Consider the following 8,617-nt stretch of genomic DNA (forward strand, 5'->3'; position numbering starts at 1 on the left):
CTCGCACCTCAGGATGACCATAGGAGCGGACGCGGAATCAACTCGCGTAGGCGAGGGGGCGAAGCTGGGCGGTGTCGCCGCGGCGGGCGATCGCCGTGCTCTCGGCGCGGGGAAGCCACGGGCTCCAGGGGTCCGGCGCGATGAGGCCCGAACTCTTCCACACCGGCACGATGCGGCCGTCGGCGGTCATCTCGCCGACAATGGCCGGCTTGTGCAGATGATGGTTCACCCCGTCCATGGCGACCTCGTAGCCGCTCGGCGCCTTCAGGCGCATGCCTGCCAGCTTGCCGCGCACCGCGTTCGTCTCCGTCGACTGAGCCTGCTTCACCGCCGCCATCCACATCTGGAAGCCGATCCAGGTCGCTTCCATCGGATCGTCGGTCATCACGTTCGGCCGACCGCAGAACTTCCGCCAGGCGCGCACGAAGCCGCGATTGGCCGGCGTGTCGAGCTCATGCAGATAGCTCCAACAGGCGAGGTGGCCCGCGACCTCAGGGACGGCGATGGCCGGCAACTCGCTCTCGCCGATGGACAGCGTCATGACCGGGATCGTGTCCGCGGCGATGCCTTGGGCGGCAAGCTCGCGATAGAGATAGATATTGGCGTCGCCGCTCACCGTGGTGATGACGCCCGCATCGCCGCCGGCGCCGAAGCGCTTGATGGCGGCGACCGTCTCCGCCCAGTCCTTGTGACCGAAGGGCGTCAGCACCTCGCGGATCGCACCCGGCTCGGCGCCCTCCGCCGCGAGATAGGATTTGAGGATCGCGTTCGTGGTGCGCGAATAGACCGACTCGGAGCCGAGCAGGAAGAAGCGGTTGTGGCCGCGGCGGCGCAAGTAATCGACGGCGGGGATGGCCTGCTGCTGCGGGGTGGCGCCGGTGTAGAAGATGTTCGACGATTCCTCCTCGCCTTCGTACTGGCTCGGATAGAACAGAAGCCCGTTCAGAGCCTCGACCACGGGCAGGACCTCTTTGCGCGAGTGGCTCGTCCAGCAGCCGAAGATCGCCGCCACGTGATGCTCGGTCAGCAGCGAGCGCGCCGCGCCCGCATAGGCGCGGGGGTCGGAGCGCGGATCCATGATCACCGCTTCCAGCGGCCGGCCCATGAGCCCGCCCTCCTCGTTCGCCTTCTCGATCATCATGACGAGAAGCTCCTGGAGCGGGCGCTCGCTCGCGGTCATGGTGCCGGAGAGCGAATGCAGAATGCCGACCTTGATGGCGCCGGAGTCGAGGTCGGTGAAATAGCGCGTCACCTGGGTGACGAGGCCCTTGGCTTTGCCGACCAGCTCTTCCGCCGTGCCGAGCATGGAGGCGCCGGCCTGGTCCACATGGCCCACGGCCTGGCGGAGATCGGGCAGGGCGCCCGAGACCTGCTCGGCGACTTGCGCGGCGCGCATCGCGATGGCGTCGAGCTCGTGCGTCTGCTGCTCAAGCGCGGCGCGGAGCTTTTCGTCCGCAGCGTTGATCTCCCCGACGCTCGCATGCACGTCCTGCAGCGCATCCGCCGTGCTCTCCACCGCGCTCTGTATGCCGCCCACCTGCGCGGCGATGTCCTCGGTCGCCTTCGCGGTCTGGGCGGCGAGCGCCTTCACCTCGCCGGCGACCACGGCGAAGCCTGGCCCGCCGCGCCGGCACGGGCCGCCTCGATACTGGCGTTCAAGGCCAACAGCGAGGTCTGGCGCGCGACGGTCTGGATGAGACCGACGACCTGCTCGATCCGCGCCGCGGTGCCGGCGAGCCTGCGCATGGTCTCGTCGGCGCTCGCGAGGTCGGCGGCGGCGCGTGCGCTTGCCTCCCGAGACGCGCCGATGTCTCCGGCGGACTGCTCGATGGACAGAAGGATGCCGCGGGCGGCGACGGCGATGGCCGCCACGTCGTCCGCCGCGGCCCGGGCGGCGTCGGAGGCATTGGCCACCTTGCCATGCATGTGGCGGTTGCGTTCCTCGAGGTCGGTGGCGGTCTGGCCGATCCAGGCGCTGCCGTCGGTGAAGGTCTTGATCACGTCGTCGACGGCGCCGCGGAAGCTGCGGGTGAAGAAGCTGCGGCTCGCCATGTGCAGCCGCGACTCCGCTTCGCGCCGCCGCTGATCGACGGCGAGCGCGTCGGCTTCGAGCACCGCGGCGCGCAAGGCATCGACGCTTCTGGCGATGGCGGCAAGGGGACCGGGCTTCTGACGCGGCAGGATGGCGTAGCGGTCGCCATGGGCGATGCGGTGCGTCACGGCGGCGAGCGACTTGAGCGGCGCCTCGACGATCACGACGGCGGCGAGCGCCGCGCCGAGCCCGGTCAGAATGCCGGCGATCACGCCGAGCGTCGCGGTGGCGAACACCGCAAGACCGGCGGCCACGAGCAATGGAATGGCGATGGCGGCGCTCGGCAGCCAGGCTTTGCGAATCGATGTCATGCGAATCCCCCGGACCCGCGATCGACGCTACGCGCCAAACCTTGCGATTATCTTTCTGATTCTATTGAGTTTTCTGCCTATTCCAAGAGCAGGCGCGCTCAAAGATTAGGCTATGCAACCCCAGATGCGTCTCCGCTCGCGCCCTACGTGTTCATCGAGTCGAAGAACTCGGCGTTGTTTTTGGTCTGCTTCAGCTTGTCGTTGAGGAACTCGATGGCGTCCATGGTGCCCATGGGATTGAGGATGCGGCGGAGCACGTACATCTTCTTGAGCTGATCGGCGGGAACCAGAAGCTCTTCTTTGCGGGTGCCGGAGCGGGCGATGTCGATGGCCGGGAACACGCGTTTGTCGGCGACCTTGCGGTCGAGCACGAGCTCGGAGTTACCCGTGCCCTTGAACTCTTCGAAGATCACCTCGTCCATGCGGCTGCCGGTGTCGATCAGCGCGGTGGCGATGATGGTGAGGCTGCCGCCTTCCTCGATATTGCGCGCGGCGCCGAAGAAGCGCTTCGGCCGCTGCAGCGCGTTGGCGTCCACGCCGCCGGTGAGGACCTTGCCGGAGGACGGCACCACGGTGTTGTAGGCGCGTCCGAGACGGGTGATCGAATCGAGCAGGATGACCACGTCCCGGCCGTGCTCGACCAGGCGCTTGGCCTTCTCGATGACCATCTCGGCGACTTGGACGTGGCGCGAGGCGGGCTCGTCGAAGGTCGACGACACGACCTCGCCCTTCACCGAACGCTGCATGTCGGTCACCTCTTCCGGGCGCTCGTCGATCAGCAGCACGATCAGATAGCACTCCGGATGATTGGCGGTGACGGCGTGGGCGATGTTCTGGAGGATCACCGTCTTACCGGTGCGCGGCTGCGCGACAATGAGGCCGCGCTGGCCCTTGCCGATCGGCGCCACGATGTCGACGACCCGGCCGGTCTGATCCTTCCGGGTCGGGTCCGACGTCTCCATCTCGAGCCACTCGTCGGGATAGAGCGGCGTCAGATTGTCGAAATGGATCTTGTGGCGCTGCTTCTCGGGCTCCTCGAAATTGATCGTGTTGACCTTGAGAAGCGCGAAATAGCGCTCGCCCTCTTTGGGGCTTCGGATCTGGCCTTCGACCGTGTCGCCGGTGCGCAGGCCGAAGCGGCGGATCTGCGAGGGCGAGACGTAGATATCGTCGGGCCCGGCGAGATAGTTCGAATCGGGCGACCGCAAGAAGCCGAAGCCGTCTTGCAGCACCTCGACCACGCCCGTGCCGGTGATGTCCACATCGCGGGCGGCGAGCTGTTTCAGAATCGCGAACATGAGCTCCTGCTTGCGCATGGCGCTCGCGTTCTCGACCTCGACCTCCTCGGCGAAGCTCAAAAGCTCCGTCGGCGATTTGGCCTTCAATTCTTGCAGCTTCATTTCCTGCATGCGCTGCTACTCCAAGAGATGGAAATGTTGATGTTTGATGCGCGCTGCGTGAAGCGCGAGATCAGCAGAAGGGGAAATTGGGTGCCTTGGCGGGAAGGCGTTCAGACGCCTGCTCCAGTCCAAGTAAACCGATCTTTATGGGAGAAAGGCCGGACCGCGACGTGCGTCCCGGAATGGATGCGAGTCGTCTTATAGCAGACCCTTACGGTGCGCGGAAAGAGATTTGAGCCTCCCTGATCTAAAACGGTTTCACGACGGCCAGGATGACGATGGCGATCATCAGCAGCGTGGGGACCTCGTTGGCGATGCGGTAGAAACGCTGCGAGTGGGTGTTTCGATCCGCCGCGAACTCTCTGGTCCATTTGGCGAGCATGCCGGTGAAGCCGGACAGGATCAGGACCAGCAGCAGCTTGGCGTGAAACCAGCCGGCATGGGCCCAATCCACCACGGAAAAGGCCAGAATCAGGCCGAAAATCCAGGCCGCGACCATGGCCGGGGTGGTGATGAAGCGGAGCAGACGCCGCTCCATGATTTTGAAGGTCTCCGCCTGTGCCGAACCCGTCTCACTGGCGGCGTGATAGACGAATAGCCGCGGCAGATAGAGCAAGCCCGCCATCCAGGCGATCACCGCGATGATGTGGAAGGCCTTGATATAGGCAAGAAACATCCGATTCCCAAGAGGTGTAGGAGGTCAGGCGGGCGCGTTTTTGACCAGCGCAACCAATTTCTCGACGTGCTCGATGGGGGTCTCCGGCAGAATGCCATGGCCCAGATTGAAGATGAAAGGTCCCTCGCCCAGGGTCTCCAGGATCCAATTGACGCGGGCCTCGAAGCGAGGACCGCCGGCCGCGAGCAGGACAGGATCGAGATTGCCCTGGACCGGCAGTCGCGTTTGCAGGGCGGAGCGGATCCAGCCCACGGGCAGGCTCGTGTCGCAGCCAATGGCATCGATCGCCGTCTTGGAGGCGTAGCGCTCCGCGAGCGGGCCCGATCCTCTCGGAAAACCAATAATCGGGATATCGGGGGCCTTGGCCTTCACCCGATCCACGATCGCCCTGGTAGGCGCGATGCACCAGCGCTCGAACTCGTCCTCAGGCAAACTCCCCGCCCAGCTGTCGAAGATCTGGAGCACCCGGCAGCCCGCCTCCACCTGGCCGATCAGGTAAGCGGCGGACGTCTCCACCAAAAGATCGATGAGATGCTGGAACGTCTCCGGCTCGCGATAGGCAAGGCCGCGGGGCGCGGCCTGGTCCTTGCTGCCGGCGCCCTCGACCATGTAGGTCGCCACCGTCCATGGGGCGCCACAGAACCCGATCAGCGGCACGGATGCCGGGAGCTCGGCCACAACGCGTTCGACGGTCTCGTAGACAGGCGCGAGGCGCGAGGCGGCGTTCTCGCCTGTCAGCTTGGCGATGGCGGCGCCATCCTTCACGGCCTCGAGCTTCGGACCCTCCCCCTCGACGAAGGCGACCTTCTGGCCGAGCGCATAGGGCACGACCAGGATATCCGAGAACACAATCGCCGCATCGAGCGGGAACCGGCGCAAGGGCTGAAGCGTCACCTCTGAAGCCAGTGCCGGCGTGAGGCAGAGATCGAGAAACGACGCGACCCCGCTCCGCACTTTTCGGTACTCAGGCAGATAGCGCCCGGCCTGCCGCATGAGCCAGAGCGGCGGCGGGCTGCAACGATCGCCCTTCAGAGCGGCGAGGAGAGGAGCGTGTGGTGAGGACATGGTCTCTCTAAAACTAATAAAGAGAGTCTCTAAAAGGGTTTCTGTTATTTTTGTTATTAGGGCGTGGATAGCGGACATTCACATTCATCACCAGTCTCTCGACAGGCTGGCTTGCGGGCCATTTGACAGTTTGAAGATAAACGGGCGGGGCTGTGGTTTGGTCGCCCTAAGAAGAGCACCAACGACCCGCCACAAAAGCGCTTTTTCATGCGCTCCGGCTCTGGACGAGGGCTTGACCGCTTGTGGGTATCTGTCCTTTGGAGCTGGGGATCAAAAAGGTATTGTGGACCGACTTGAAAAAGTCGTCACGTTCTCGACACAAGCGAATCTGTGAAGAAGTCGGCGGACTGTTCCGGGTCAGTGGGGAGAGATGACCGAGCCCCCCATGTTGCTCCGTTAACCCGCCCCGGTTATCCAAAGGCCATACATGGATATCCAACAGCGCACCTTCCATCTGCACATGATCTCGGATGCGACCGGCGAGACGCTCGCCACGATCGCGCGGGCCGTAGGCGTGCAATACGCGGAAGTGCGTCCCATCGAGCATTTGCATCCGCTGGTGCGAAGCCGCCGAGAGCTTGACCGGGTGCTCAAGGAGGTGGAGGCGGCACCGGGCATCGTGCTCTACACGCTGTTCAACCGCACGCTCGCCGAAGCCTTGGAGCAGTCCTGCAAGCAGCTCAAAGTGCCTTGCGTGGCGCCGCTCAAGCACGTCCTGCAAATCTTCGATTCTTATCTCGGCATGGCCTCGACGCCGACCGTCGGCGGACAGCATCAGCTCGACGCCGACTATTTCCGCCGCATCGACGCGCTCAACTTCTCCATGATGCATGACGATGGGCATCTGCCGGAAAGTCTGGACGATGCCGACATTATCCTGCTCGGCATCAGCCGCACCTCAAAGACGCCGACCAGCATCTATCTGGCCAATCGCGGATTCAAGACAGCCAACGTGCCGCTGGTGCCCGGCATGACGCTGCCGCCAGAGCTCGAGCAGAAGACGAAGGCCTTTGTCGTGGCGCTGGTGGCGAGCCCGGAGCGCATCGCTCAAGTTCGCCAGAACCGCGTGATCGAACAGGCCCACGGTCATTTGGAAGACTATGTCGACCGGGATGCGATCGCCGCGGAGATCGCGCAGACGCGGCAACTTTGCGCGCGGCACGGCTGGCCGATCATCGACGTGACCCGCCGCTCCATCGAAGAGACGGCCGCCGGCATTATCCGGCTCTATCACGACCGCGAAGCGCCGGCGCTCGAAGCATGACCGGCATCGTGCAAGCAGGACGGCCGCCTCTCATCCTGGCCTCGACCAGCAAGACCCGGGCGCGGCTCCTGGACTCGGCCGGACTCTCCTATATCGCCGAAGCGCCTGGTCTCGACGAGGAGACCATGCGCGAGGCGATCGGCGGCGAGAAGACACTCGATCCCCATGACGTCGCCGAAATCCTTGCCCGCGCCAAGGCGGAAGCCGTGAGCGATTTGGCGCGTGCGCCGCCGTGATCGGCGGAGATCAAATCCTCGCCTTCGAAGGCCAAATTCTCTCCAAGCCCGGAACCATGGAGGCGGCGCGAAAGCAGCTGCTCGACCTCAACGGCAAGACCCATCAGCTGCACACGGCGGTTGCGATCGCGAAAGACGGCGAGGCGATCTGGGCCTATACGGACGTCGCCACGCTCACCATGCGGAAGCTCTCGCCGGAATTCATCGGTCACTATCTTGCCGCCGCGGGCGAGGCGGTGCTCGGCTCGGTCGGCGCCTATCAGATCGAATCGCTCGGCATCCAGCTCTTCGAGAAAATCGATGGCGACTTCTTCTCCATTCTTGGCTTACCGCTGCTGCCGCTCCTCGATACGCTTCGGCGCGAGGGCGTGATCGAGGGTTGAGCATGACCCGCCGCGCTTGCGTGATCGGCTGGCCGGTAGAGCATTCGCGCTCGCCCGTGATCCACCGCTATTGGTTGAACGAATACGGCATCGACGGCGCCTATGAAAAAGAGGCGGTGAAACCTGCGAATCTGGGCCGCTTTCTCGAGGAGCTCTCCGGCCACGGCTATGTGGGGGCGAACGTGACCCTGCCGCACAAGGAGGCGGCCTTGGGCGCGGCGGGCGCGGCGGACGCCGCGGCGCTTGCCATCGGCGCGGCCAACACGCTGTGGCTCGACGAGAAGGGGGCGCTGCACGCGAGCAACACGGACGCCTATGGCTTCGTGACCAATCTCGACGCGGAAGCGCCGCAGTGGAACGAGGGGGTGGGTCTCGCGATGGTGCTGGGCGCGGGCGGCGCGGCCCGGGCGATCCTTTACGGTCTGCTGGCGGCCGGCGTTCCGCGCATCCTGCTTGCGAACCGCACCAAGGCGAAGGCGGAAGCGCTCGCGCGCGTCTTCGGGCCGCAGATCGAGGTCATCGACTGGGACGAGCGGGCGGCGAAGCTCTCGGCCTGCGGTCTCCTGATCAACTCAACGAGCCTCGGTATGACCGGCCAGCCGCCGCTCGACATCGACATCTCCGCGTTGCCCGGGAGCGCCATCGTCGCCGACATCGTCTATGCGCCGCTGCTGACGCCGCTTCTGGTGGAGGCGGCCAAGCGCGGCAACGCGGTGGTCGATGGGCTGGGCATGCTGCTGCATCAGGCCGTCCCGGGTTTCGAGCGCTGGTTCGGGGTGCGCCCGCACGTGACGCCGGCCTTGCGCGCCCACGTGGTGGCCACGCTCGGAGAGACATGATGCTGGTCATCGGGCTCACCGGCGGCATGGGCATGGGCAAGAGTGCGGCGGCCGCCCATCTGCGCCGCCGCGGCGTGCCGGTGTTCGACGCGGACGCTTATGTGCATCGGCTCTACGAGGGTGCGGCGGTCCCGGCCATCGAGGCCGCCTTCCCGGCACGGTGCGCAAGGGCCGGGTAGACCGCGCGTTGCTCGGCAAGGAGGTGGCCGGCAAGCCGGAGCGCCTCAAGGCACTCGAGGCGATCGTGCATCCGCTGGTGGTCGCGGCCGAGATCGATTTCCTGCGCGAGCAGGAAAAGGCGGGGGCGCGGCTTGCAGTGCTGGAGATCCCGCTCCTGTTCGAGACGCAGGC

General features: G+C 65.3%; 8 protein-coding genes and 2 pseudogenes. 5 read left to right on the forward strand and 5 right to left on the reverse strand.

The window, feature by feature from the left end:
* Positions 1 to 37 precede the first annotated feature (37 nt).
* From AUC71_RS00140 to hemE, 5 genes and pseudogenes are all read right to left on the reverse strand, one after another.
* Positions 38 to 1,396, reverse strand: a complete 1,359-nt coding sequence (locus AUC71_RS00140; protein WP_425283336.1) for an ABC transporter substrate-binding protein — start codon at positions 1,394 to 1,396, stop codon at positions 38 to 40.
* A pseudogene (locus AUC71_RS18320) lies at positions 1,379 to 2,403 on the reverse strand (methyl-accepting chemotaxis protein); the annotation flags it as partial. The gene AUC71_RS00140 and the pseudogene AUC71_RS18320, both read right to left, overlap by 18 nt.
* A 143-nt stretch (positions 2,404 to 2,546) precedes the next feature.
* Complete coding sequence (gene rho / locus AUC71_RS00150; protein ID WP_069622629.1) at positions 2,547 to 3,812, reverse strand: transcription termination factor Rho; 1,266 nt, start codon at positions 3,810 to 3,812, stop codon at positions 2,547 to 2,549.
* A 238-nt stretch (positions 3,813 to 4,050) separates the two neighbouring features.
* Positions 4,051 to 4,479, reverse strand: a complete 429-nt coding sequence (gene hemJ / locus AUC71_RS00155) for a protoporphyrinogen oxidase HemJ (protein WP_069622630.1) — start codon at positions 4,477 to 4,479, stop codon at positions 4,051 to 4,053.
* A gap of 24 nt (positions 4,480 to 4,503) precedes the next feature.
* Complete coding sequence (gene hemE, locus AUC71_RS00160) at positions 4,504 to 5,544, reverse strand: uroporphyrinogen decarboxylase (protein ID WP_069622631.1); 1,041 nt, start codon at positions 5,542 to 5,544, stop codon at positions 4,504 to 4,506.
* Between the two features lie 427 nt (positions 5,545 to 5,971).
* Between hemE and AUC71_RS00165 the strand changes: the two genes are divergently transcribed.
* The 5 genes and pseudogenes from AUC71_RS00165 to AUC71_RS21650 form a co-directional block, all read left to right on the forward strand.
* A complete protein-coding gene (locus AUC71_RS00165; protein WP_069622632.1) occupies positions 5,972 to 6,808 on the forward strand; it encodes a pyruvate, water dikinase regulatory protein in 837 nt (278 codons plus the stop codon).
* A pseudogene (locus tag AUC71_RS00170) lies at positions 6,805 to 7,427 on the forward strand (Maf family nucleotide pyrophosphatase). Before AUC71_RS00165 ends, AUC71_RS00170 begins: the two are co-directional and overlap by 4 nt.
* Before the next feature lie 2 nt (positions 7,428 to 7,429).
* On the forward strand, positions 7,430 to 8,266 hold the full coding sequence (locus tag AUC71_RS00175; RefSeq protein ID WP_069622633.1) for a shikimate dehydrogenase: 837 nt from the start codon (positions 7,430 to 7,432) through the stop codon (positions 8,264 to 8,266).
* Positions 8,263 to 8,445, forward strand: a complete 183-nt coding sequence (locus AUC71_RS21645) for a dephospho-CoA kinase (RefSeq protein WP_069622634.1) — start codon at positions 8,263 to 8,265, stop codon at positions 8,443 to 8,445. The genes AUC71_RS00175 and AUC71_RS21645 overlap by 4 nt, the downstream gene beginning before the upstream one ends.
* A gap of 23 nt (positions 8,446 to 8,468) precedes the next feature.
* The coding region (locus tag AUC71_RS21650) for a dephospho-CoA kinase (protein WP_280139250.1) at positions 8,469 to 8,617 on the forward strand (149 nt) is incomplete at its 3' end.

This window comes from Methyloceanibacter marginalis, assembly GCF_001723295.1.
Classification (GTDB): Bacteria; Pseudomonadota; Alphaproteobacteria; order Rhizobiales; family Methyloligellaceae; genus Methyloceanibacter; species Methyloceanibacter marginalis.

What these genes read in the sequence shown, in the direction of transcription:
- AUC71_RS00140 (WP_425283336.1), bottom strand. Translation starts at nt 1,396, where the DNA reads ATGCGCGCCGCGCAAGTCGCCGAGCAGGTCTCGGGCGCCCTGCCCGAT.
- rho (WP_069622629.1), bottom strand. Translation starts at nt 3,812, where the DNA reads ATGCAGGAAATGAAGCTGCAAGAATTGAAGGCCAAATCGCCGACGGAG.
- hemJ (WP_069622630.1), bottom strand. Translation starts at nt 4,479, where the DNA reads ATGTTTCTTGCCTATATCAAGGCCTTCCACATCATCGCGGTGATCGCC.
- hemE (WP_069622631.1), bottom strand. Translation starts at nt 5,544, where the DNA reads ATGTCCTCACCACACGCTCCTCTCCTCGCCGCTCTGAAGGGCGATCGT.
- AUC71_RS00165 (WP_069622632.1), top strand. Translation starts at nt 5,972, where the DNA reads ATGGATATCCAACAGCGCACCTTCCATCTGCACATGATCTCGGATGCG.
- AUC71_RS00175 (WP_069622633.1), top strand. Translation starts at nt 7,430, where the DNA reads ATGACCCGCCGCGCTTGCGTGATCGGCTGGCCGGTAGAGCATTCGCGC.
- AUC71_RS21645 (WP_069622634.1), top strand. Translation starts at nt 8,263, where the DNA reads ATGATGCTGGTCATCGGGCTCACCGGCGGCATGGGCATGGGCAAGAGT.